This window comes from Acidithrix ferrooxidans, from assembly GCF_000949295.1.
GTDB lineage: Bacteria > Actinomycetota > Acidimicrobiia > Acidimicrobiales > Acidimicrobiaceae > Acidithrix > Acidithrix ferrooxidans.
Map to the genome: position 1 here is coordinate 72,715 of NZ_JXYS01000001.1, position 24,966 is coordinate 97,680.

Annotated in this window: 23 protein-coding genes; 13 read left to right on the top strand and 10 right to left on the bottom strand. The window is 48.1% G+C overall.

All coding sequences use genetic code 11. From position 1 onward, the window contains the following. Positions 1–111 precede the first annotated feature (111 nt). Positions 112–768 (bottom strand): transcriptional repressor LexA, encoded by a 657-nt coding sequence (gene lexA / locus AXFE_RS00255; protein ID WP_052603893.1) that lies wholly within the window; start codon positions 766–768, stop codon positions 112–114. A gap of 121 nt (positions 769–889) precedes the next feature. On the opposite strand from lexA, the gene AXFE_RS00260 reads away from it, so the two are divergent. Continuing rightward, positions 890–1,396 (top strand): LysM peptidoglycan-binding domain-containing protein, encoded by a 507-nt coding sequence (locus tag AXFE_RS00260; protein WP_052603894.1) that lies wholly within the window; start codon positions 890–892, stop codon positions 1,394–1,396. A 302-nt stretch (positions 1,397–1,698) separates the two neighbouring features. Then, entirely contained in the window at positions 1,699–2,157 is a 459-nt protein-coding gene (gene nrdR / locus AXFE_RS00265; RefSeq protein ID WP_052603895.1) for a transcriptional regulator NrdR, read from the top strand. 291 nt (positions 2,158–2,448) lie between these two features. Here nrdR and AXFE_RS00270 read toward each other — a convergent pair whose 3' ends face one another. From AXFE_RS00270 to AXFE_RS00285, 4 genes are all read right to left on the bottom strand, one after another. Next, positions 2,449–3,774, bottom strand: a complete 1,326-nt coding sequence (locus tag AXFE_RS00270; RefSeq protein ID WP_052603896.1) for a sugar ABC transporter permease — start codon at positions 3,772–3,774, stop codon at positions 2,449–2,451. Positions 3,775–3,776: 2 nt separating this feature from the next. Then, a complete protein-coding gene (locus AXFE_RS00275) occupies positions 3,777–4,586 on the bottom strand; it encodes an ATP-binding cassette domain-containing protein (protein WP_235347486.1) in 810 nt (269 codons plus the stop codon). Between the two features lie 146 nt (positions 4,587–4,732). Next, positions 4,733–6,004, bottom strand: coding sequence for a sugar ABC transporter substrate-binding protein (locus AXFE_RS00280; protein ID WP_052603897.1), 1,272 nt, complete (start codon positions 6,002–6,004; stop codon positions 4,733–4,735). Positions 6,005–6,477: 473 nt separating this feature from the next. After that, the gene (locus AXFE_RS00285; protein WP_052603898.1) at positions 6,478–7,266 is read right to left on the bottom strand and encodes an inositol monophosphatase family protein; all 789 of its coding nucleotides are present in this window, start codon (positions 7,264–7,266) and stop codon (positions 6,478–6,480) included. Positions 7,267–8,492: 1,226 nt separating this feature from the next. Between AXFE_RS00285 and AXFE_RS00290 the strand changes: the two genes are divergently transcribed. The 6 genes from AXFE_RS00290 (at position 8,493) to AXFE_RS00315 (ending at position 13,601) form a co-directional block, all read left to right on the top strand. Next, positions 8,493–9,521: a GntG family PLP-dependent aldolase gene (locus AXFE_RS00290; RefSeq protein WP_052603899.1), complete on the top strand. Its 1,029-nt coding sequence runs from the start codon at positions 8,493–8,495 to the stop codon at positions 9,519–9,521. 43 nt (positions 9,522–9,564) lie between these two features. Continuing rightward, the gene (locus AXFE_RS00295) at positions 9,565–10,284 is read left to right on the top strand and encodes a PIG-L deacetylase family protein (protein ID WP_052603900.1); all 720 of its coding nucleotides are present in this window, start codon (positions 9,565–9,567) and stop codon (positions 10,282–10,284) included. Next, positions 10,285–10,653: a uroporphyrinogen-III synthase gene (locus AXFE_RS00300; RefSeq protein ID WP_052603901.1), complete on the top strand. Its 369-nt coding sequence runs from the start codon at positions 10,285–10,287 to the stop codon at positions 10,651–10,653. A gap of 136 nt (positions 10,654–10,789) precedes the next feature. After that, a complete protein-coding gene (locus tag AXFE_RS00305) occupies positions 10,790–11,167 on the top strand; it encodes a DUF3040 domain-containing protein (protein ID WP_052603902.1) in 378 nt (125 codons plus the stop codon). Between the two features lie 149 nt (positions 11,168–11,316). After that, positions 11,317–12,573 carry an acyl-CoA dehydrogenase gene (locus AXFE_RS00310; RefSeq protein ID WP_052603903.1) on the top strand — a complete coding sequence of 419 codons (1,257 nt, stop codon included), beginning with the start codon at positions 11,317–11,319 and terminating at the stop codon, positions 12,571–12,573. Between the two features lie 524 nt (positions 12,574–13,097). Continuing rightward, the gene (locus AXFE_RS00315; protein ID WP_052603904.1) at positions 13,098–13,601 is read left to right on the top strand and encodes an HNH endonuclease; all 504 of its coding nucleotides are present in this window, start codon (positions 13,098–13,100) and stop codon (positions 13,599–13,601) included. A gap of 501 nt (positions 13,602–14,102) precedes the next feature. Here the strand turns inward: AXFE_RS00315 and AXFE_RS00325 are convergent. The 5 genes from AXFE_RS00325 to AXFE_RS20960 all read right to left on the bottom strand — a co-directional run bounded on the left by AXFE_RS00325 (position 14,103) and on the right by AXFE_RS20960 (position 18,744). Beyond that, positions 14,103–14,489 carry a tetratricopeptide repeat protein gene (locus tag AXFE_RS00325; RefSeq protein WP_052603906.1) on the bottom strand — a complete coding sequence of 129 codons (387 nt, stop codon included), beginning with the start codon at positions 14,487–14,489 and terminating at the stop codon, positions 14,103–14,105. Between the two features lie 5 nt (positions 14,490–14,494). Continuing rightward, on the bottom strand, positions 14,495–15,013 hold the full coding sequence (locus AXFE_RS00330; protein ID WP_052603907.1) for a tetratricopeptide repeat protein: 519 nt from the start codon (positions 15,011–15,013) through the stop codon (positions 14,495–14,497). Continuing rightward, on the bottom strand, positions 15,010–16,035 hold the full coding sequence (locus tag AXFE_RS00335; protein WP_052603908.1) for an IS630 family transposase: 1,026 nt from the start codon (positions 16,033–16,035) through the stop codon (positions 15,010–15,012). The genes AXFE_RS00330 and AXFE_RS00335 overlap by 4 nt, the downstream gene beginning before the upstream one ends. A gap of 63 nt (positions 16,036–16,098) precedes the next feature. Next, entirely contained in the window at positions 16,099–18,414 is a 2,316-nt protein-coding gene (locus tag AXFE_RS00340; protein WP_052603909.1) for a trypsin-like peptidase domain-containing protein, read from the bottom strand. A 195-nt stretch (positions 18,415–18,609) separates the two neighbouring features. Next, on the bottom strand, positions 18,610–18,744 hold the full coding sequence (locus AXFE_RS20960; protein ID WP_268749131.1) for a hypothetical protein: 135 nt from the start codon (positions 18,742–18,744) through the stop codon (positions 18,610–18,612). Between the two features lie 594 nt (positions 18,745–19,338). Here AXFE_RS20960 and AXFE_RS00345 point away from each other — a divergent pair. From AXFE_RS00345 to AXFE_RS00370, 5 genes are all read left to right on the top strand, one after another. Further along, entirely contained in the window at positions 19,339–20,013 is a 675-nt protein-coding gene (locus tag AXFE_RS00345; RefSeq protein ID WP_152625756.1) for a lipoyl protein ligase domain-containing protein, read from the top strand. Positions 20,014–20,402: 389 nt separating this feature from the next. Then, entirely contained in the window at positions 20,403–20,963 is a 561-nt protein-coding gene (locus AXFE_RS00355; protein WP_052603912.1) for a division/cell wall cluster transcriptional repressor MraZ, read from the top strand. After that, the gene (gene rsmH, locus AXFE_RS00360; protein WP_052603913.1) at positions 20,950–21,969 is read left to right on the top strand and encodes a 16S rRNA (cytosine(1402)-N(4))-methyltransferase RsmH; all 1,020 of its coding nucleotides are present in this window, start codon (positions 20,950–20,952) and stop codon (positions 21,967–21,969) included. Before AXFE_RS00355 ends, rsmH begins: the two co-directional genes overlap by 14 nt. Continuing rightward, a complete protein-coding gene (locus AXFE_RS00365; RefSeq protein ID WP_052603914.1) occupies positions 21,966–22,895 on the top strand; it encodes a hypothetical protein in 930 nt (309 codons plus the stop codon). The genes rsmH and AXFE_RS00365 overlap by 4 nt, the downstream gene beginning before the upstream one ends. Positions 22,896–22,897: 2 nt before the next feature. Beyond that, entirely contained in the window at positions 22,898–24,955 is a 2,058-nt protein-coding gene (locus tag AXFE_RS00370) for a peptidoglycan D,D-transpeptidase FtsI family protein (RefSeq protein ID WP_052603915.1), read from the top strand. Positions 24,956–24,966 lie beyond the last annotated feature (11 nt).

Consider the following 24,966-nt stretch of genomic DNA (forward strand, 5'->3'; position numbering starts at 1 on the left):
TTTTGCCCCTAACTATATCTCAACTTCGTTGAGAGTTGATTTTAACGAAGATGTCGACTTGGTTGTGAGCGTCACCTTTGGACAATGGTGAAATACTAAGCTAGCAAATCTTTAAAATTGTCTTTGAAGAAAGACAACGCGGCCATAGATTGCTACTTGATCCATCGGATATTGCATTGGGCTATAGGCTGGGTTGGACGGCTTTAGGACGATTCTATTTTTTGCCCTATCGATCTCAATTCTCTTTACCGTAGCCTCGGTTTCGTCCCTTAGGCCGGCAATTACTAATTCACCAGTTGTAGCGGTGGACTGTTTTCGAGCGACGATGATGTCGCGCTCGAAGATTCCATCGCCAATCATTGAATCACCCTTTACTCTCAGGGCAAAGAGGGTCGTGGCATCCCCAAGAAAAGCCGGTATTAGTGCAACTTCATCGGTTGGATTTTCAAGGGCGAGGGCTCCTGATCCAGCTGCAATAAGTCCGATTACGGGGATCGAAAGGGCATCGTCATTAGATGAGGATAAGGACCTCGATGACATGTTCACGGTTAGCGCGCGTGGCTTGGATAGGTCGCGCATGAGGAATCCCTGTTTTTGGAGAACTTTCAGGTGAAACTGAACAGACGCTGGTGACGAGAGCGAACATGCTGTAGCGATCTCTCTTACAGATGGCGGATATCCACGCTCAATTTGAGTCCGCTCTATATACGTGAGGATCTCACGACGCTTGACGGTCAAAATCTCGTTATTTGGCGGCTCAGTTGTCATAGTGACATGTTATCACTTTGTTCGAGGAAATACAACATTTGTTCTATTTTATCGAACGTACATGTGTTCGATAAACTAGTATCAGTGTTCGAGAGGTTATTGCGATTGGGGAGTAATTTCAATGTTGTCTAGCGAAAATTCGGCGTCAGGTTATTTAGATACCACTAAGTATGGAATCGACAGATCAGCCATACCACCTCGGATTAGGTCCGACGTCTATCTTTATGAAGGTGATAATACGAGCCACTCTCAAATGAGTTTTGGATCATATCTGAAAGATCGGCCAAATTATCGGGCAGTCTATGCCTCGAGCGCCGTGGCGTTACACGCTAAAACCAGGACCGCAAAGGATGATCGCCTTTCATTGTCGGAGACGATGAAAGGCGCGATCTTGGTAGGTTTTGTGTTGCTCTCTCTCTGCTTATCTCTCTATTTCAGCTCCATGGGAGTGCCATCAAAGATCGCTTTGGCTTCGGTTCGTCACTATGTGGTTCAACCCGGAGATACGGTATGGACGATTTCGCAACGCTTTGCGAATGGTCAAAGCGTATTCTCGGTTGAAGAGCGTATCTTGGCTAAATTGGGTACGACGACGATCTATCCAGGCGAAGTTATTGCGATCCCCTAGGAGGCTATCGAAGCGTTCAAGGATCCATAATTTTTGGTGACACCTTTTCTCTTTCGTTGTGGTTTCTTTGTTATGTGGTGCTTTAGTAAAGGACTTTAGAAGTCCAAAGGCCAATAGTCCAGTTTTTGATTGTCCCTCAGAGCCCTTTAGCATCGGGGACGGACCTTGTTTATCAGCTTTGTCTAGGCATTTCTCTTTTGGTATCGTCCTATGGTAGTGTATTTTGGACTACGCTTAGTCTTTGGCTCCATATGATAGAATCAGGGTCAAGTTAACTAGGGGAAAGTGACCAGGGAGAAATAGTGCGCTGTCCTACTTGTGGGAATCACGAAGACAAAGTTGTTGATTCCCGAGTGATTGAGGATGGTAGGACTATTCGTCGGCGCCGCGAATGTATCTCGTGCCAGCGCCGTTTTTCGACTTTCGAGAGGATTGAAGAAGTCCCCTTGGTGGTCATAAAGCGCTCGGGGATTCGCGAACCTTTTGACCGTGGAAAGCTTTTTGGCGGAATTGCGGCAGCTCTAAAGAATCGACCATTTGATTCGTCCTTTATAGAAGCAACTGTGGCCGACATAGAAGAGCGGTTTCGCTTAGCATCCTCCGACGTAAATTCCTCTGCGATTGGGATTGCGGTATTAGATGTCCTGCGCCAAATCGACAAGGTCGGTTATCTTAGGTTTGCCTCGGTCTATAAGGATTTTGAAGACCCAGATGACTTTGAAAAAGAGGTAGCGAGCCTAAAGATCGATCTTGAACTCTGATCGATTGATTCATTGAAGTTCTAAGCTTTTTTGCCTACGGTGGTCCCCAAGCCTTGCGATGCTTATCTTACTCGCAGGGGCTATAAAGATTTCGCCAGATTTGACTTATTCTTTGGTTTTTGGTGATCTCGAAGTTATGAGTATCACGCATACCAGGTCAGCTCCGCGAATGCGAAATAGTCTATGGTCGGATTTGGCTTGATCGTGAAGATAAGACAAGAGACAGCCTTAAGTGGGGGAAGCTGCCTCTTGTCTTATTTGGTTGGGGGATCTTATAGCCCTGTGGGTTTATTAGCGGGTGGTTTTTCCTCTACGTGCTAGTGCATCGATAACTACAGCTGCTAGTAGAACTAGTCCAGTAACGATGAGTCGAAGCGCAGCGCTAATTCCAAGAAGGCCCATTCCATTGTCGATACCTGCGATGACAATGCCACCAAGTACAGCATGTATTGGCTTGCCCTTGCCACCAAATAGGCTGGTTCCACCTATGACTGCCGCAGCTACCGCATAGAGCACCAAGGTGCCTCCGTCGAGGCTTGTTGAGACCGAACGAAGACGCGACGCATAGAGAATGCCCGCAGCTCCAGCGGTGAAGGATGCTAAGGCGAATGCGATTGTCTTGATAACGGCAAGATTGACGCCACCTCGACGCGCTGCTTCGCCGTTACCACCGACAGCATAGACGTAGCGACCATACTTTGTTCTTCCGAGAAGAAGGCTCCAAGCCGCTACAAAGGCTATGACGATGAGGACCACCCAGGGGAGTCCTTCGATCGGCACTAATACGCCACGGTTCGCATTGGATATCAAGACCAAGACCACACCCGCAATTGCGGCTCCGGCGATCTTAAAATATACGAGAGAGGCTGGTGTATGGTGGAGTGAATTCTTGCGTTGTCTGAATTCACGAGCCAGCGTTATGGCGGCGTATACCGCCACAAGCGCAATAATCACTATCCAACCTGCGGTCGGAGTAATACTCGCATTTGCTAGATCGTTGAGAACGTTCGAGCTTATTGGTAGAGTTCCACCATTTCCAAGAATGAGGAGCATTACCCCTTGCCAGCCTAGAAGACCCGCAAGTGTCACGACAAAGGAGGGTAATCCTACTCGAGTGATGATGGTTCCCTGTATGGCTCCAATTGCTCCAGCTACCAAGAGTGCAACAATTATGGCTGCCCACCATGGCCAGTTGTGTTGTGCAGAGGCCAACTGCGCAGTTATGATTCCAGCAACGCCAGCTACATAGCCAATGGAGAGGTCGATCTCGCCCAGGAGCAATGCATAGATCTCTCCTAGTGCGAGCATGATATATACCGCACCTTGGGAGAGTAGGTTGACCAGGTTTCCAGCAGAGAGAAAGTTTGAATTCAGCGATTGGAAGATAATCGCGATGATTATGAGGCCAACCAGTACGGGAAGGATCCCTGAATCCCCATTTTTTACCTTGGAGATTGAACTAGAGATATATTCCGAAAGGGTGTTTACTTCGACGTAGTTTGCCCCAGCAGCGGCGGGAAGCGCGTCGTCTTCGGCCACTTTAGCGACGATATCGTCTTTTGGCTGGTTCTCATTGGTGTCGAGAGCCGATTCATAAGGTTGCATATTTGGAGCCATCGTCAATTCTCCTTGCTTTCAATTCCATGCGAGTTGGCCTTGGCAGCTGTTCGCGTTGATGATCCAGTTGTCATAAGGTCAACTATGATTTGGCGATCAAATGCTTTTACATCTTCTTGGGCGACCATTCGTCCCAATCGTAGTACCGCGATTCGATCTGCAACTTCGAAGACGTCATTCATATTGTGGGAGATGATTAGCACTCCAAGACCACGTTCGGCTAATCGGCGTACTAAATCAAGTACCATTCTCGTCTGAGCTACGCCTAGTGCTGCGGTTGGTTCGTCCATGATGACCAACTTTGCATTCCACATCACGGCTTTGGCTACAGCGACAGCTTGACGTTGACCGCCAGACAGTGATGCTACTGGTTGGCGAATTGAACGAACTGTTGTCACTGACAGACTCGCGAGTGTCTCTTTGGCAGATTGTTCCATGGAGTCTTCGTCTAAGAGACCTTTTCTGGTTCGTTCGCGACCTAAAAACATGTTTTGTACGATGTCTAAGTTGTCACAGAGCGCTAGATCTTGGTAAACAGTCTCGATGCCGAGATCCGCGGCATCCCTGGGACTCTTTAATTTGATGTGTTTTCCTTCAAAGACTATCTCGCCGCTATCAGCGCTATGAATGCCAGCTATGCACTTTACGAGACTAGATTTCCCAGCGCCGTTATCGCCAACGAGAGCAGTTACTTTGGCTAGGGGAATCGTTAGGTCTACATCCGCTAATGACTGAACTGGTCCGAAACTTTTCGATACTTTATAGAGTTCAAGTAATTCATGAGAGTTAGCCATAGTTTGACTTTCTGGCATCTCCACATCCTTCCTTCTTGATGCGTTGCATTGCAACATGAACAATACAAGAACCGGGATCCCAGCAGTTGCTTGGAGATCCCGGTTCGGTTTTGTTAGTTGAAGGCTGTCCCCAATGGTGCAGTCAACTATTTAGTTTGATTGACTTAGATGCCGTTCTTTGTACAAAGGGCGGCGACTGTTCCAACACAAAGTGCAGACTTTTGGATGAATCCATCTTTGATAACAGTTGATGCCATGTTGCTAGCCGTAACCGTAATTGGAGTCAAGAGTACGGATGGAACATTGGTGGTTTGATTGTTGGTCGTGCCATTTACCAAGCCCGAAGGAGGCGTAATGCCAGCTCGGAGGTAGGTTGCCAAGGCTACAGTTGCCTGAGCCTCAAGGTAGATTGGCTTGTAGATCGAGGAGCACTGGTATCCTTGGAGGATATTTGTCATTCCTTGAAGGGTTGCATCCTGGCCTGTGGTAGGTACCGTAAATGGCTTGACATTTAGTGTCTTGAGGGCGGAAACGACAGCATTTCCGAGTCCGTCGTTAGCCGTTACAACCGCATTGATATTTGGATGTGCGGTATAGGCCTGCTGGAAGTCGGTCAATGCGACTTGGTTGTCCCAGTTGGTAACAGCTTGCTCGCCGACTTTGGTGAGTTTACCTGAGGCGAACGCAGGAGCTAAGACTGAGTTGTAGCCCTGAGCGAAGAGGGTTGCGTTGTTGTCTGTTGGCGAACCATCAAGGATGTAAACCTGTGGATTCTTTACGTTCCATGCAGTTACGCAGCTCAAGAAGGATTGTCCAATTAGCTTTCCTACCTGTACGTTGTTGAAGCTAACGTAATAGCTGGCGCTGCCCTTGAGGGTAATGCGGTCATAGTCGATGACTTTTACGCCGTGTGCTGCAGCGTATGACTCGATTGAGGCACCTACGCCGGAGTCGATCGGATCCACTGCCAAGACGCTAGCACCGTTGGTGATCGCAGCTTGTGCATCAGAGAGCTGTGTTGCGTCGCTGCCCTGTGCGTTTTCGATGATGTAGTTGCTCGATGAGTAACCAGCGTCTGCAAAGGCTTTGGCTAGATATGGAGCATCGAAGGCCACATAACGAGCAGAAGACTGAGTGTCAGGAAGGATGACTGCAACTTTACCTTTTCCTTGGCTTACAAGTGGCTTGAGGCTAGACATAGCAGCGAATGTGCTGTCGAGCGATGAAGTTGTTACCTGAGGGACCGCCGCCGTTGTCGAGGTCGCAGCTGCAGCTGTTGTGCTTGACGAAGATGACGAAGATGAAGTGCTACCGCACGCTCCTGCGATCAATGCCAGAGCTGCCGCAGCAAGTGCGCCTCGGGCGATCCGGCTCCCATTGGAACTGTTGAACCCCGCTAGTCCTTTGAGTCTGGAATTTGTCCGGCTTGATTTCATTGTTATTTTACCCCCATCAAAGATGATGTTTTAGTTGCCCCAAGCACCCCGCTTAGAAGCTTTCTCGAATGACATTAGTCACATGATATTAATATTTCAATTCACCCCTGGACGTTTTTTTTCAAGTGAATTGAGTTTTGGGGCATTCTTATTTATTTTTTGATAATTGATTATCAAGATGAAATAGTTAGATTTCACTATTAGTAAAATCTATTTTGATTACCTAGCCAAGCCGTATGGTCGGTGCGATTTTGCATAGCAAATACTAGTTTTATGTCGTTTAATTTGCTAATTTACGCTGTATAGGTTTTAGTAGAAATGACTCTAATTGATCAAGAATACAGTTCTAATCCAGGGAGCTATTTTCGAGTCATAACCATTGAAATCTATTCTTGTTGGATAATTGGACATTTGTAACGAGCGAATAGATGTAGTATTTTGACTCGAAAAAGGTAGAAAAAAGGTAGAGATCGTCACTTCTTGATCAGGGCTCGCAGCTCTTTGTGAATGAGTGAATTTGAGGCGACCATCATTTCATATGACGGTTCATCTAAATCTCCGCCGCTTATTTGTCCGCCGGCTTCAGTTACTATTAGGGCTCCTGCCATGTAGTCCCATGGCTGAAGGCCAATTTCGTAATAGCCATCAAGTTCGCCACATGCGACCATGCAAAGGTCAAGCGATGCCGCGCCCATTCGTCGAATATCTCGGATTTTAGTTATGATCCTTGAAATTACCTCTCCCTGACGAATACGAATTGTGTCGGAATAGGAGAATCCCGTTCCGATGAGTGCTCCGGAGATCTCAGATAGGTCTGTGACCCTTATCTTTATCCCATCAAGCATGGCACCCTCACCAGCAATCGCTTCAAAAACACGCCTTCGGGGGATATCGCGTACCACGCCAGCAACTGCCTTTTTTGTATTGCGATCGCGGATCGCTATGGATATGGCGTATGCAGGAAATCCATAGACAAAGTTTGTGGTTCCATCGATCGGATCGACTACCCACTCGTAGTCACTGGTGCCGGTGATCGATCCATGTTCTTCTCCGAGGATGGAATCGTCTGGGAACCGAGTGATGATCTCTTTTTGTATTAGGGACTCTACTCCTCCGTCGATCTGGGTAACCATGTCGGTTCGGGAGGATTTGGTGGTGACTGCGAGTTTGAATTCTGGTGCTGATATTGATTCGGTTATGAAGTTCGAGGCGATAAGCGCAATCTCGAGGGCGGCATTGTGGCGTAGTGTTATCTCGTTCATGACTATGAACTTAGTTCGATTTGTCTCTGGGCGACTCTTTGGGGTCTTGCTAAAGGCTGTAAGACCTGCTTTTTGGATCGACTAAACGATAGCTTCTGGAAGTGGTTATTGCCTTTTACGGAGGTAGTTACTTGCCCGATGGCTATGAGTGAGTGGTTATGGTTGGGTAGTTAAGAGCGAGGTAGGTGCTTGAGGTCGTTGCCTTATTACACCCAAGATTTCATTACAGCCATGGTCTCATTGCGCTCATGTCTTAGTGATTGTTGCTTTTCGATCGCTGACGTGATTCTTCGTTAATACATTTTCGTAGCTTTGTTTGAGCGAACCTTGTCACCTTATCGCACCGCGGCATTATCTGAATTACACAAGATTGCCAAATGGATGTCAGTTATTTCTCATTCCTCACACATATCTCCAAAAGAGCTAATACGTCGATGACTCCGGTATGGCCATGTGACTTAGGGGGCGCTGGAGTTCATGGCGATTCCATGAGCCGTTGTTTGCTCTTATGAGAGTGTTGGTTAGGGATCGACCTTTCTAGATCGAACTTGCGATGGGCTTTAGGTTTGTTGTTTTACAATTTTTTGCTTTACCTGATAGTTGTTGACCACTTTGGATTTTATCGCCTTGCTTTTGCCCTTAATCGGAAGCTGGTCTCGGTAATTTAGGGTTAGTTTTTCATCTATTGGTTCCTATTTCGGTGTCGATAGAGTGCTGTTGACATATAACGATGAAGGGTTGATCTATTTGTCATTACTGATAGGTATTTACTATATTGATTTGGATATTTTGCGCCCTTGTCAAAAGCACCTTCTTCTCGAAGAAATGTTTTTCAATTTATTTCAAAAAAATTCCAAACTTTAATTAAATTTTTACCTCTTTGGAGAGATTTTTGACCAAAGGTCTTCTTTTTGGCTTCACACGGAGGAGAGGGAAAGGGAAAGGGATAATTGCATGAGCATCTTTGGTTACACTTTTCTCAGTCGATTTAGATAGGGTCGCCCTGTGATGTCGCCCTGTGATGTCGTACTGTGATGTTGCACTGTGATGTTGCACTGTGATGTTGCACTGTGATGGTTTGTTGAAAATATCTTGGGCTATGATAGCTCGCTGATGGATAGGGCTTGTGAGGTTGGTGACATAGACTTAATCATCCAATTTGTTTGTAGTTCGAACCACAAATGATAACTATCGTCTATTACAACGGTAGCTAAGCTTGATTAATTATGACAATAACTCAAGTTGACCTGAGATCCGATACAGTTACAAAGCCTACTCCTCAAATGCGTAACGCTATGGCCAATGCTGAGGTAGGGGACGACCTGTACCGAGAAGATCCAACAGTAGCCAAGCTCGAAGCTATCTATGCCGAGCGAGTGGGTAAGGAGGCCGCGCTCTTTGTTCCATCTGGAGTGATGGCGAATCAGATCGCTATACGATGCCATGCCCAACCGGGAAGTTGGGTTGCCGCTGGGCGATATCAGCACGTTGTGGTCTTTGAGTACGGCGGTTCAGCTAGAAATGCAGGAACGACTTTCTATCTCTTGGATGACGAGTCGGGGTCATTTGGTGGCGAGGCGATCCAAGAGGCGACATCTTCTCAGGGTTATTGGGACGTCCAATTTTCTCTTATTTGCCTGGAAAATACCCACATGCCATCGGGAGGCCGTATCTGGCCCATCGAGCGCCTCGAAAGCGTCCGTCAAGCCGCTGGGGGCCTAGCGATTCATATGGATGGTGCACGGCTTTTCAATGCCGAGGTCGCCAGTGGAGTTGCAGCTGCAACATTTGCATCTTATGCCGATTCGGTAATGACATGTGTTTCTAAGGGTTTAGCTGCCCCGGTTGGTTCCTTATTGGCTGGTAGTAGTGAGTTTATAGAGCGTGCTCGCTATGAAAGAGGTGTGCTTGGTGGTCAGATGCGACAAGTAGGGGTATTGGCAGCAGCGGGAATCGTAGCTTTGGAGACGATGGTGGACCGTCTAGCTGAGGATCATGCTCGAGCGCGTCATCTTTCAGAGGCGGTCAAAGCGCGTTTCGGTAGCTACGTTGGAGAAGATTATCTGCCTGAGACCAATATTATCGTCTTTGACCATCCTCAAGCAGATGCAATCTCAACCTACCTCAACTCTCAAGGTGTCTTGGTGAATCCAATTGGTCCCAGAAAGTTGCGCTTTGTTACTCACAAAGACGTAGATGACTCCCAATTGGACTATGCCTATAAAGTCATTGTAGATATCCCAGATGATCTTTAACTCTCTTAGCGAAGTTCTCTTTCATCACAGGGTGCATTATTAGATGGCAATGCAATTGATCAAGCAAGTGCCCAAATCTGTGCTTTGTGTTTTTGCCCATCCAGATGATGCAGACATAGGGGCAGGCGGAACGATTGCGACATGGGCACAAAAAGGAGCGGCGGTAACGCTCATTATTGCATGCCTAGGGGAAAAGGGAACTACCGACTCTTTGATCTCGACCGAGCGTCTCTCTCAATTGAGAGTTAAGGAGATCTCTGAGGCTTCAAAATGCTTAGGAGTATCGTTGGTAGAGTCGTTTTCGATTCCTGATGGAGAGGTTGAAAATGATCTCGTACTGCGTGGTCGCATCGTTGAGAGGCTTCGTTCCTTGCAACCCCAGGTGGTTCTGACACACGATCCGACGGCGACCTTTTTTGGTTCTACCTACTTTAATCACAGGGACCATCGGGAACTCGGCTTTGCCGTTTTGGATTCAGTCTTTCCTGCTAGCCATCTTCCTCACTATTTCCCCGAAGCTGGAGCGCCCCATAGGGTGTCGACCGTCTTGCTCTCGGGAACCCAAGAGCCAAATGTGGCCATCGATATTTCGCTTGGTTTGGAATTAAAGACAAAGGCAGTCTTGAGCCATCGTACGCAAGTGGGGGGTCGTTTTGTCCGCCTTGGAGAGTCGATCGATACGACTGCTAAAACTTTGGGGCGACGTTTAGGCGTTCCGTATGCAGAGACGTTTCGACGTATTGTAAATCAGGTGGAGTCATAGATGAGAATTATTGAGGTGGAAGGCTCTTCATATCACGAGCGAAATTTATACTCTGTGGGTTTGATCGAGAGGCTTACCGAGGCCGGATATAAAGTTGTGGTTCATGCAACTCTTCGACCTAGGCTTAGCGACGATCTTTCAGAGTTGATAAGGGCGGGCGCTTCACAGGCGATCTTGTCGGGTTCGGGAGTTAAGGCGATCGTGACAGGATCGACTGAAGATGAAGTCCTACAGCACAACGTCGATGGGCCGGGGTTGGTGAATTTGACTCTGAGAGCTGGAAGCGATCCTGTCAAATCTCGAGTCATATCTTCGACAGATGAGCAAGAATTTCGTCATTTATCTGAGATCTGTCAAAATTTATCTTAATTGGCAAAAATATTCCGCAGCTAAAGGCATAACTCTTGTTTGTCGACTTATTAAAGGAAGTTTTGGGTTGTAGCATTGTTATGAGATATTGTTGAATAACAGGTTAGTGTTATCACGAGCTTCAAAGGAGGATACCTTGCCTCTTTCAGAGCATGAGCAGAACATTCTGCGAGAGATAGAGAGAAATTTTTACGAGTCGGATCCGAATTTCGCGGCTCGCGTAAGAGAAGAGACGGTTTATAGACACGCAGGCCGAAACTGCAAGTGGTCAACGTTGACCTTTGTAGTCGGATTGGTCGTGACGGTCTTGACCTTTTCCATCTCTGTTTTCCTTGGCATTTTTGGGTTTTTGATAATGTTGGCGTCAGCCGTAATATTTGAGCAAAATCTACGTCGCCTCGGAAAAGCGGGTTGGGCGGATTTGACAAGTGGGAGAAAACCATCTGGTTCCACAGTCAAGGCTAAAGATCTTGGTTCTAAGATCAAGAATAAGTTTGGAAAGAAGGACAAGTAGTCCATACTTGACCTTCTAGTTTTGCTAGATGATGGCAAGGTTAGATCGGCCTTGGAGGGAAAGACTCTTTGATATTGCTCAGAGAGTCTTTTGTGTGGCAAATTGATTTTGGTTCGTTTTCACTCCTATTTTGCGATAACGTTTGAGCTATGGAGATTAGTTACCCACCACAAGCTCAGGAATTTCGTAGAAGCGTTCAGGAATTTTTACAATCGAATTTGCCCTCAGGATGGGCCGGAATCGGCGCACTCCCATCGGAAGATGTCCCCGAATTCACCAACAAGTGGCGCAAAACGCTCTTTCAAGCGAACTACCTTGCCCTTGCATGGCCCAAGGAATACGGCGGTGCTGGTCTAAGCGCAATGGAACAGGTCGTCCTAGCCGAGGAGTTTGCCAAAGCTGGAGCTCCCATGGGTGGCCCTAATGATACCTTTGGAATTCAAATGGTTGGAAACACCATTATTCGTTGGGGTACTGAAGAGCAAAAGCGATACTTTCTTCCTCGAATCCTCTCTGGAGAGGACCTTTGGTGCCAAGGGTATAGCGAGCCCAATGCAGGATCTGACCTTGCCAACCTTGGAACGCGTGCTTACCTTGATGGGGATGAGTGGGTCATAAATGGCCAAAAGATTTGGACTTCCGCCGGTCACTTGGCTAACTGGATCTTTGTTCTGACACGCACCGATCCTGATGCTCCAAAGCATAAGGGAATCACATTCTTGCTAGTTCCTATGAGTCAGCCTGGTGTTGAGGTGCGTCCAATTCGGATGCTATCGGGTGAGTCAGAGTTCAACGAAGTCTTTTTCACCGATGCTCGAACCGCAGCTGGCAATGTGGTTGGGTCGGTTGGCCAAGGATGGTCAGTCGCTATGACACTTCTGGGCTACGAGCGCGGTGAGGCAGCAGCTACCTTGCCCATTCGTTTCCGAATTGAACTTGACCGCTTAATTGCTCTTGCTAAGGAGACCGGAGCTAACAACGATCCAATTATTTGCCAACGTATCGCATGGTGCTTTTCCCGTGTGGAAGTTATGCGCTACCTGGGCCTTAGGACTTTGAGCGGTTTTCTTGCGGGTCAACATCCCGGTCCTGAAGGATCGATCTCTAAGCTTTATTGGAGTGAATACCATCAGGTTGTCACTGAGTTGGCCGTGGACATTCTTGGAAGTCGAGCCCTAGAAGTTACAGGGCGAAAGCCTACCTCTGCTTTCCAAACCGACGATCCAGGCTCCCCGAACTCCTCAGGTTCGTGGGATACCACCTTTTTGAATGCCAGGGCAGGTACTATATACGCTGGAACATCTCAGGTTCAGCGAAATATCTTGGGTGAAATGGTCCTCGGGCTTCCTAAAGAGCCTCGCATGGATGAGGGTCCTTGGTCGAAGATCCCGCAGTCTGTGAATTAAGGCAAAACGATAGCTCTAACTATTGGTTTATTCTCAATGGTTAGAGCTATTGCTATTAGGGTAGATACCTAGGGATCTATTTAAAGACGGTGGCTAATCGACGATGTTTAGAAGGTTTAAAGCGACTATTCGATTGCTTATATGGACGACCGTCGCTATCGTAGCAGTTTTGGGCCATCCCAATTTGTATGTTATTGCCATAAGACAAAGCCTTGCCTATATCAGGCGCGATTGGTATCGGGCTTTCCCGTATTTGCCAATACCAGACTTGAATTATTTGAGATTTCGGATGGAGACGGTCTATGGGACCCCCGATGCTCTGCCGGCAAGCAAGGACCTTTTAGAATATCTTCGATGGTGTCGCACACAACGAAGTCTATGGGTATAAGATAAAAGTCAAGATTTCTTTGCGAGGCTGGTATGACGGCGATGCATTCATACAAAAGAGATGATGGCTTTCGACGGGGTATAGCCGTCGCTCTTTTTTACCTCAGTCCGATCCGATTTGATGAATTGAGTCGATGATGAGTCGGGCTCTCGTACTTAATGCAAGTTACGAAGCCCTTGCCATCGTGTCGTCTCGGCGGGCAATTTCATTGGTCCTTTGCAATAAGGCTGAGATATTGCACGAGACCGGCGACTACTTTCACTCGGAGCGCTGTGTTTTCCCTGAACCATCGGTTATTCGCCTCAAGTACTACGTAAAGGTTCCATTCCCAAAACGGGTGGCTCTAACCCGTCGTGCTGTCTTTGCTCGCGACAACTATAGGTGCCAATATTGTGGTGCACCAGCTGAAAATATCGACCACGTAGTTCCTAAATCCAGAGGTGGTGGCCACTCTTGGGATAATGTGGTGGCTTCGTGCAAACCGTGCAACTCCAGAAAGGAAGACCGGTTTCTACACGAGACTAATTTTGTCCTTCGCCGAGCTCCTATGCAACCACGTGCAAAAGCGTGGATCTGGCTTTTGGGCAATCCTAGAGACGAATGGCTTCCCTATATAGGCGAACCTTCAATTTCCGCCTGAGGAGCCTCTTGTGAATGGTCCGACTTTGGTTTGAATTATGGACCACCGTCGCCGGGGTAGTCACAACCAAATAGCCAGAGCGGGAGACCCTGTTGGCCATTTGGTTGTTATAACGATGATGTGTTCGACCACCGTCGCTTTCCAAAAGCGCTTTGGAGGACATGGAATCAACGGGAGCTGATGGCAAGCACCACCAGCTCCAATGCTACTGAAATCCCCTGGGATCAAAGTTCCGAAGTTAGATGCGTTGGAGTTGCGTATTTTTAGATTTTCGAACTCAGTGACAGTTCTTCCAAGTTCCTCTCTACTCATTCCTTGGCATCGTCTCTGACTCAGACTTGTTTTTCGCGCCGAGACCCAGTTGTTGCAGTCGTGCACCTTTGTTTACCGCCTGTTTACCGCCGCTGTCGCCACCAATTCGCGTATCTTTGGTGTCGGATCGTCTCCAAAGCGAGCCACCATCTCGTCATAGACTTCGAGTGCGTCCACGGGGTAACCGATTTATTCTAGAGATTCACTCATGTACTCTGCCGCTGTCGCCACCAATTCGCGTATCTTTGGTGTCGGATCGTCTCCAAAGCGAGCCACCACTTCGTCGTAGAGTTCGGCTGCATCTTCGATCTGACTAAGTTCGCCCAGTGTTATGCATCTAGTCACCATCGCCATGGCGACCAATTCGCGTATCTCTGGCGTCGGATCGTCTCCAAAGCGAGCCACCACTTCGTCGTAGAGTTCGGCTGCCTCGTCTAGCTGATCAGTTTGACTTAGCATTAAGCCCTTGGACAATAGCGCCGAGGCGACTAATTCGCGTATCTCTGGTGTCGGATCATCTCCAAAGCGGTCCATCACCTCGTCGTATGCCTCTACTGCCTCGTCGAACTGATCCATTTGACCTAGGGTGTACCTTTTGAGAGCAGCGCATCAAAAACCACCTCGCGTATTTCTGGCGTCGGATCGTCTCCATGGCGAGCCACCACTTCGTTGAAGACCGCGATCGCATCTTCGTGCTGATCGTTTAGAGTTAGCGTTACTCCCCTGGAGTACATCGTCCTAACAACCAATTCATGTATCTCTGGCGTCGGATCATCTCCAAAGTTAGTATCCACTTCATTGAAGACCGCAGTTGCATCTTCGGGCTGACCATTTTGACCTAGTAGTATGCCCATGGATAGTAGTGCTGTCGCTACCAATTCGCGTATCTTTGGTGTCGGATCGTTTCCAAAGCGATTAACTACTGAATTAAATACCGTGACCGCATCTCGGGGTCGACTCGATTCCTTTAATACCACGGCCTTGGCCATCAGCGCATGCACAACCAATTCATGTATCTCTGGCGTCGGATCATCTCCAAAGCGATTAACTACTGCATTGAAGACCGTGACCGCATCTCGGAGCCGACCTATAGAGCTCACACTCTGACTTGCTCCTTGAAATCAAGCAAAGAGTATGGGAATGTCGTCGTGTTGAGATAGTCGACTAATTCCTTTGTGACTGGTTCAATCTTGGGAATGAAGCGATTGTGGGTTACAGCAGAGCGCCCTTGCTTCCAAACGTGTTCCTGGGGATTGAGTTGCGGAGAATACGGAGGGAAATGGACTGCTTCGATGTGATGCTCCCTAATTGCCTCTTGAGCGACGCTCCCTCTGTGCCATCCTGCCCCATCCCATATAAGCAGAATCTTCTCTCTTGGGTAAATCTTGCGGATCGCCAGCAGTATGGCCGCTGTTTCATGCATAGTCTGGCGCTCTGTTGCAAATGCATGCTCCTTGCCTGTCTTGAGGTTCAAAAACCCATAGATGCTCCGGTTCTTTCTGGTTCCATTGGTCTCAATTACAGCTGGTGTGGTTCCTTTCGGTATCCACACTTTCTGAGTAGTTGTCGCCTGAGTGAGAACCATCTCGTCTTCACAGAGAATCACCGTATCTGGATCAGAGAATGCCTCTTTCAGACGTTCTTGCTGCTCGTCTTTCCATTCAGCTACCGCTTGTGGATCAGCCTTCTCGTACTGTTTGCCCGGCAGATGGAAGCTGAACTTACTTTCCCGAAACAGAACGTAATAGCTAGTCCTAGAGGCATAGAGAACACCGTATCTGCGCTTGAGTACTGTAGCCAGGATCCGTGTTGACCAAAACGGGGAACTGCTATAGCCGTGGTCATTGGGAGTTGTAGTCGTGAGCATGATTGCCACTTCATCTCTTTGAGACTTTGAGAGAAGTACCAGAGCGTTGTTATGGCGCTTGTCCTTGAATGCCTCAGTGCCAACGCTGCGGAATGACCGTCGAATTCGCTGTACATGCTTGACAGAGAGGCCTGTCCTGTTGAGGGGACTCCCATCTTCAAGGGTGAGAACTGCCAGCGCCCGCTTATATTCGTCGATGTTTTCAGTCTTCGCCATGAATGCTTCAATAGTGGCGAGTTCCTCGGGTGTAAGCATGTCATGAGAAGATTAACACACCCCACAAGAAATTAAAAGGGCTCATTGGAGCATTTCAGAGTGTTATGCGATTAATTCCTCTAGTGCAATACCCTTGGCTAACAGCGCCTTGACAACCAATTCGCGTATCTCCGGCGTCCGATCGTCTCCAAAGCGATTAACTACTGCATTAAATATTGGGACCGCATCTCGGAACCGACCCAATTCCCCGAGTGTCGCGCCTTTGGATGATAGCGCCCCGACGGCCACCTCGTGTGTCTCTGGTGTTGGATCATCTCCAAAGCGAGCTATCACCTCGTCATAGACCTCGGCTGCAGCTTCGTGCTGACCGTATTGACCTAGCGCTGCACCTTTTGAGAAAAGTGCCCTGACAACCATTTCATGTATCTCTGGCGTCGGATCGTCTCCAAAGCGAGGTATCGCCTCGTCATAGATCGCAATTGCATCTTTGTGGCGGCCCTGTTCGCTACATAACATTCCCATAGCGAGCATTGCCCTAGAGTTGCCACCATCGGAGAGGGGACGCCAGGCCGATTCAGCCCACTTGGAATTCGACTGATTGTAGGCAAATAGTCCAATTGTAAATCTTTCGTCATCTGAGCCCACAGCATCTAGTGTGGCACGCCAAATCGCATCGGGAACTTCGGCGGTTATGCTTTTTGCATCTTCATCCTGGAGGTAGTTATGGACTTTTAGATAGGTATCATCTACCTTGGATAGAAGTGACTGGCTTGACATGCGGCCTTTGCCAACGACTGGTTCCGTTGCCCAAGTAAGTGCATCACTTACTTCTTGTTCGTCAGGGGCTAGAGAAAGTGCGATCGACTCAGTGAGCAAGGAAGTGGCTGTGGCAATTGCAATTGGCCTAGCATTGCCGGTACGGTACCAATCCAACACGGTACGCACTAGTTGATAACGATAAGGTTTGTCATCATTTGATTTTGCTATCCTGAGTTTGTCTGCTAGTTCCGTTCCAGCTGCACACCAAACACTTGGGGAGTTGTTCTTCTTGACCCACTGGCGGAGAGCTTTATTTTTGACATGATTTTGGAGTTCTGATCGCTCTTTTTTGCTCCAGCTGTTTGACCATTCTTTCTGTAATACTAAAGTTTTGTGCATCTTGGCATCACCGAAGGGTTTATGCATCTCTAGTTGATTTTGTCGAATGGTGCCAATTACTACTAAGCCTTCGCTAAGCAGCTCGCTGATTGTGCCTTTGAAATTTAACCCCACATAGTTCTCTACATCCTCTAGCCAGACCACTGCTGGTTTGATTGAATCTAGAGGCAACTCTAAAAGCTGACTGAACAAAGTAGCCTTTGGGCATAGGAGATGGTAGTTAGCAAGCTTGGCTTTGGCTAGTTCTGCCATTGAGCGTGATTTGCCGGAAGCAGAACTACCAACGATTAATAACATGCGGTGACTAGATATGGCTTCATCGAGAGCTTTTGTTAGTTCACCATCTTGGTCTCGTTTGGTATAGTCCAAATAGGCAGGCTCACCAATGATATTTGCACGCTTCACCCCGAAGGCCTCTAATTCGGCTTCACCAAGAGTAATAGGTAGTCCGCTAGCACCGAGACAGACACCTTGGAGGAGTTCTTCGATAAGTGGTGCAGCCTCTATTTCGACTGGTATTGGGTGTCCCAACAACTTCGTGAAGCCTTCGGCTAGGCCAGGCGAGTCACTTATAGCATCAGCTAATGGAGTTACAAAAAGACGATGAGTATCCCGCTCTTGATCGACAGAAGCTACAACACCTACCAATCGTCCAGCGGACAAGACGACTCCACTACCCGACATCTCCTGCCAACCTTTACTTGTTTTGGGGTGAGATCTATCAACATCCAAGAGAAAGGTACGCTTGGGCAAGGTCTTTTTATTGGTCTGGGCAGGCTTTGCTTGGTTTGTAAGAAGTAATGTCCCTAGAGCTTGTTCGCTCTGGTAAATATCCTCAGATGGAAGGCCCGATTCACTAGGTTGGATAGCGGTCTCAGGGAAACCCAAAACTTCGCAATTATGTTCGGCATCCCCATCTAGCATTACGACTTGTGGCGATGGAGAATTGGGTTTTTGCCATTGATTGTCACTTTTTGGGTCATCAACTTGTAACAGCGCAAGGTCCCAATCTAAGTCGTGACTTATAACTTTCATGGTCGCCCAAGAAGATGTTGTCGCACCTTGTTTGACCATCCGAGCCAGAATCGTACCCCCATTTAGTGCACCTGCAATAACGTGACGGGCAGTTAGTACTCCATCATCTCCAATGATCACTCCCGTTCCAGCTTGACTCTGGGGTTCATCGGCTAATACTTTTGCTCGAGGCTTATGGGAGCCTGCCCAAACTTGGGCTAAACGATCATTCCAAGGGCTTGTCATATCTATTCCTATCTACATGACTTAACTTGATTGGCAGCGACATTCAATGGGGAGGATTTGCTGTTTTTTATAGAGGCCGGGTTTGAACGTCAGCAAAACGCTCTGTGTTTGAGGATTGAGTACCTCTGGCATTTAGTGCGTACTAGGGAACTGCACCAGAGACGTCGTTGGCGGACTTGATTGCAGCCTGAAAAGCTATTGTAAGCCCTGACAGCTCCAAGCAAATGGGTTTGCTCGCACTGTTTGCCCAAGCCGTCTCAAGTTCGTTCCGAAGTGCTCTATTGCAACAGCTAATTCCACCTCATCTTCTACCTTAGCGATCTCTTTCATCAAAATTACTACTTAGTCAGTCCCATCAAATCCATCTAATAAACCCTAAGCAATGCTACCGCTATAAATAATGCTCCTTCATATCCAGCAGGAGATCTTGCTTATATCGGTTTTTGTACCGGCTATTTATTTGTGGTCTGCTGTTGATCTGGGACGTCTCTTTTTCTATGGGTGATTTTGAGCCCTATTCGCCATGGCGTCTAGGGTCATTATAAAAGTTGAAAATATGATATCCAACTTCATATTTCGATTCTTCAGTTAATTCTTTGTTTTCAAATTAGATAAATGAGCAACCATATCGTCGAAATGTGCTCTGAATAATCGACGGAATTAAGTTACTATTCGATGAGCAGCTTTCAAGGTGCTTCGAGACCCTCGCTAAGGATTCGTTGAACTTTTGAAAGTGGAACCCTTGGTCGTTACCACAGGTCACAAAGAGACGTTCTTCCAACCAGCCGGAGAATTCTGGGCATTTTGGCCTTATTCGTTACATTCGTTGGCATTTGTAACGTTAGAGTTTTAAGGTGAAAGGCTTCTAAAAACCATACTAAGGTGTCTGTGCTGGAGTGGCTATAGGTGAAGGGTGGCCCCTTGGTGGGATTTGAATTGCATGTCGTCGAAGGTGGTGCCGCAGACTTTCACCGAGACCATATCATACCACCGCTCACGCGCAGCGTGTTTGTGTCTCGCCTTCAACGGCCAGCTATCATACTTGGTTCAACCCAAAAACTGTCCGATGATATGGTATCAAAAGCCAAGGAAATCGACTTTGAACTGGTTCGACGATCTTCGGGCGGCACAGGTGTCATTGCGCTTCCTCACGAATGTGTCTGGATCGATATCTCTTTTCCTGTAGATGATCCTCTAATTGAGGCAAATGTGAGTAGATCGTTTGACCTGGTTGCGCGAGGGTGGTTCGACGCACTTTCTTTTTTGGGTGTTTCTGGCCTTGAGGTCAAAGGTCGACCGATCGTGATGGACCCATTGGCTTCACAAGTCTGCTTTACCAGCAAAGCTCCGGGTGAGATCTTGGTCGGCGGCAGGAAGCTAGTAGGAATGGCGCAACGACGAAGTCGCCACGCGTGTTTTATTCACACGATGTGTTACATAAAATTTCCTTACGATCTAACATCGCAACTCCTATTGGGAGAGATTGATAGTGTAGATCACCTACGTCAGATGGTAACAGATCTCATCGATGTAGCGCCTTGGGTTGCCCAAAGCGATGATCTTACGATTGGCAATCTTATCGGAGAGGCAATCTTTTAGCACTTAGATCCAGGTTGAAGGATCTCTAACCTTTTGTCGCCTAAACGTGGCGCTGCCTTGCTTTTGAGCCTTTTCCTGGCTAAGGGCATCTTGTTGCAAATAGGACTTAGATTTTGCTGGAGCAAACTGTGCTAATTGATCTTCGATAGTTGTGGCTTTCATTCGTTGAGATCTGGCGCAATTGACAAAATCACCTTTTGAATGATCGTATCGACTCATTAGTGGGGGCTTGTTTCCCTAAAGCGTCCTTTGGGGGACGTGGGCAATCGTTCCCCGTCCCCCCCCCGATTTTATATTCCTAATCTAATCGTTACTTTCGTGCTCATTTGCGCGACAAGTTGTACTTCGAGATGGGAGATTTTCTACCAATTGCATCCTAAATCGCCCCTATGAATTCACGCCGGGCATTTGGTCACCCACAATTTGTGATATTGCGAGGTCAAGTGCTTGAAAATTGCTTGACAGTGGGTGAATATGGTGTAGAGTGGGTCATTAGGGATGATTGTGGGGCAAATGTTCGAAAGGGGGTACTGATGGCAGGCACGTTGAGCCATTTCATTGGTACTCATGAACATTCGCTCGATGCGAAGGGACGTATCACGCTCCCGTCACGCTTCCGCAGCAATCTTGGCGACGCCTGTGTAATTTCAGTTTCCCAATATGGAGATAAGTGTCTAGTTCTTTGGCGCATGAGCGATTTTGACGACTATTGCGCTATTCAACGAGCGAAAGATATTAGCGATATCGACGTAAGACGACCTGTCAAGGTCTGGCTGGCGGATACGTTTGACCAGGAGATAGATGCCAGCGGTCGTCTAGCCATCCCGCAGCGATTGCGAAATATGGCAGATTTGACCCGTGAGGTCGTCGTCATAGGTGCGCTCGACACCATTGAGCTGTGGTCTCCATCCAACTGGGATGAATTTAGGGGTGTTAATGCAGCATCCTAACTTTGAATTTGCTCCTGGAGAGTTTTCATCTTCATATCACGCGCCAGTTATGTGGCGCGAAGTGGTGGAGATCTTCGGCGATCTTGGCGGAACTGTTCTGGATGGGACGCTTGGCGGAGGGGGTCATAGCCATTCCATTTTGGCCAACCTAGCTGCCATGCGAGTTATTGGGATAGATCGAGACCAAGACGCGATTGACTTTTCGATTGCGCGTCTCTCGGCCTTTGAAGGACGGTTCTTGAGCTTCAAGGCGCCTTTTTCAAAGCTCGCCGATCTACTTCGCGGTGCTGAAGCAGAGAGTTTTATGGCAGAATCACCGCTAGTGGGCGGTCTCTTTGACTTTGGTGTGAGTTCACATCAATTCGATAGTGCCGAGCGAGGGTTTTCCTTGCGTTTGGATGGTGCTTTAGATATGAGGATGGACAGGGATTCCCAATTGGATGCGATTGGGGTTTTGTCAAATATCTCCGAAAACCAACTAGCCGATGCAATACGTGCAAATGGCGAAGGTCGATATGCCAAGGCTTTGGCTAGGGCGATAAAGATGGAGATTCGCGCTGGCTTGTCGAGCACCTTTGAACTAAGTGAATTGATAGACCGAGTTCTTCCTAAGGGATATACCAAGGGAAGACGTGATTCTCAGGCGCGGGTGTTTCAAGCTATACGGGTTTTGGTGAATGTTGAGATGGAGGAGCTTTCCTCTCTTCTTGAAAATATCCCTGAGGTTTTTCCTGTTGGTTCGCACGTCGTTTTTATCTCTTATCATTCCGGGGAAGATGCAAAGGTCAAATCCTTTATCTCTTTGATGCTAAAGGGAGATTGTCACTGTCTGGCCCAGCTTGGATGTGTCTGTGGAGCAGTAGCCCGAGCGCGGTCAATTGTTCGATTGGCAACCGCTAAAGAAGATGAAGTCGCTATAAATCCCAGGAGTCGCTCGGCCAAGATGCGAGCGATTGAGTTCATCGAGCCGATCGCTATTTCAACGATAAAAGGACGGTCAAAATGAGCCAGATCGAGCATTTAGACGACTTTGAAAGTGCAAGGCTAAGCTCATTCGAGGAGTGGCTCTCGGGTCGCAGCTTTCGTGAAAGTCCGTCTTTGACTAGAACCGCTACAGATCAGGTTCCACTCGTTCACGGGCTTCCAACTGTTCCCAAGGAGAGCTCCACCGAAGGCTCGCCTTCACATCTGCGAACTTCCTCGGGTGGTGGCAGGGCCCGCCGAACAAGATTTAGCGGGGTTGCCATAAACGCACCTATCGAAAGAGTTGATTCGCCGCCGACTCCGCAACCTCTAACACATGCGCCTCGCCACTTAAAGTCACTTCCAACAGGTAAGACATTTAGGAATTCGCGGCGGAATGTGCTTTTGCGACGTGTCTATCTAGGCATCGCGATAGTAGTTTTGTTTGGCGGTATCTTCGTCTCGGTCATGGCTAGGGCAGAGATTGCAAAGATGCAGTTAGAGGTAAACACTATCGCACCAGAGATTGCATCTTTGACTACGACAAATAATGAGCTAGCCCTTCGCAGCGAGGCCCTTTCTGCGCCAGCTCGGATTGCGCAATATGCCCAGACTAAGTTGCATATGGTCTTTTCATCTGGACCTGGAACCACTTCGACCTATACGAATAGTTCCGGAATTTCCCCCACCTCGACCCCTCTTTCTCTCTATTACACTCCTGGCGGAAGTGCTCCAGTTACCACGAATGTCTCTGGATCCAAGGTTGTGAAGACAGCTGCTCCTTCAAGTGCGTCGTCATCTGCCACTGCTGCTACACAGGTTGCATCTGGTAGCTCTTCGTCTTCGGTTTCAGCGAGCTCGTCGGCGTCGGCGACCACCCAGCCGTCAGCTGCTTCGACTACTACTACTTCGGCGCCTATTCGTACGATTACAATGCAGAGCTCAAAGACGGCCCGCAATGGAGGTTGACTGTGGCCAGATTTCCACGTTTAGGTAAAGATAACACTTTAGGTAAAGATAACAAGGGTGGGGGCGGTAGGCCAGCTTCACCATCGCCAAAGTCGCGCTCGTATCAGCGCGACTTTGAGCCTAGCGCTTTTAAAGAGGCTGGCCCAAAGGGTCATAGAGGCCTTTCATGGCTTCCAGTCTCTCGTTCGCGCGTCGGCTTTATTAAGGTAGTTTCACTCTTGGTCTTAGGCGCCCTTATCGTTCGCCTTAGCGTAGTTAGTCTTGCACCATCTACGAATTACCGACTATTGGCAGCTGGAGAGGGCTACTCAATCTTTAAAATCACTCCGTCAAGAGGAACTATTTTTGATTCGTCAGGTAACGTTTTGGCCGTATCAGAGCCTCGTTATACTGTTGTCGCGGACCCCTTACAAGTTAAGAATCCAATTGCGGAGTCGCAGATTCTTTCTTCTATTTTGGCGATTTCACCATCGGTTATTCGTGCTCATTTGGTGGCCAGTGGCCAGTTTCAATATATCGCCCATCAGATAACTCAAAGTCAGACCGCAAAGATAAATAAAGAGCTTTCGTCACTGGCGGGGATCGCTTTAATCCAAGAGCCTCTTCGAGTGCGTCCTAATCAGGCGATGGCGGCATCGGTTATCGGTGGTGTCTCAACGTTCAACGGGGGAGTGGGCGGGATTGAACAGAGTTACAACTCTCTGCTCACTGGAACTCCAGGAACCGAATTAGTCAATACTGCTCCTTCGGGGGGTGCACTTCCGGGTGGAACCAAGATCTTGACTCCATCGCGACAGGGAAAGAATCTCACAACTACCTTAAATACTGCTATTCAACTTCAGACTGAAACGGCTCTTTCGAATGAGATGGTGGCCACTCAGGCACGGGCTGGCGTTGCAATAGTTATGAATCCGACAAATGGCAATATTTTGGCGATGGCTAATCTGGTAGCTGGCGCACCTCCCACCTCAAGTGCGTTGACTGGCGAAGCTCCAATAAACCTTCCTCAGCCTAAATTTACCTTTACTCAACAGTCTTCGATCAATATGGCTGTTGACTACGTCTATGAGCCAGGTTCGGTCGCCAAGATTGCCACCTTTGCGGCCGCCCTCTCTAGGGGGATAATCACCCCTGGAACAGAGATGGTTGTTCCAGATCAAATAATTGTTGGTGGTACTAACTTCCACGACGCTGAAGTTCATCCGCCTACAATTATGACCCCTAAGGATATCTTGGCGCAATCCTCTAATGTCGGCACAATCACCATCGCTTCGCATCTCACTCCCCATGAGATCAATGCATCGTTTCGCAATTTTGGGTGGGGTGTGGCATCGGGATTGAATCTTCCTGGAGAGTCTTTGGGGTTTTTGGATCCGTCTAAGAAGTGGTCAGGAACAGCTCCTGGCTCAGCGCCAATTGGCCAGGATGAAGCAGTGACCCCTCTGCAAGTTATTGACTCCTATAACGCTATTGCCAACGGGGGCGTCATGGCAACTCCTCGACTTGTACAAGCAGTGGGAACCACACCAGCAAAGGTAATAAAGCGCAGGGTAATATCGAAACCCCTAGCATCGGTGATGACTGGACTTCTAAGTGGTGTAACTGGTGCTAACGGGACAGCGCCAGCCGCGACGGTATCAGGTTTTTCGATATCGGGTAAGACCGGAACTGCATCGATTGCCTATCCGAACGGAAGAGCTGGCTACATTCCCCATCAATACATGGCTACCTTTGTTGGATTTACGACCGATTCTTCGGTTCCCCTATCGGAGATGGTAGTCCTGACTGAGCCGAATCAACTCTATGGTGGCCTTACCGCGGCAAAAGTCTTTTCATCAAGCATGACATATGCCCTATACCATCTTGGCGCTAAGGTTGTAGCCCCTTCGACTCCTCCTTCCTCGTCAATAGTGACTAGGCCAACGGTAAATTCGAAAGTTCCTGGGACGGCCATTTCAACCTGCTCGCTTCCGCTTGCTCGTTTTGGTGCTAGTTTGATCGCCACAAAGTGCCTAGGAACCACTCAGGCTCCACTAATATCTCGTATTCGGCTTGATTAGGTAGCGGTATC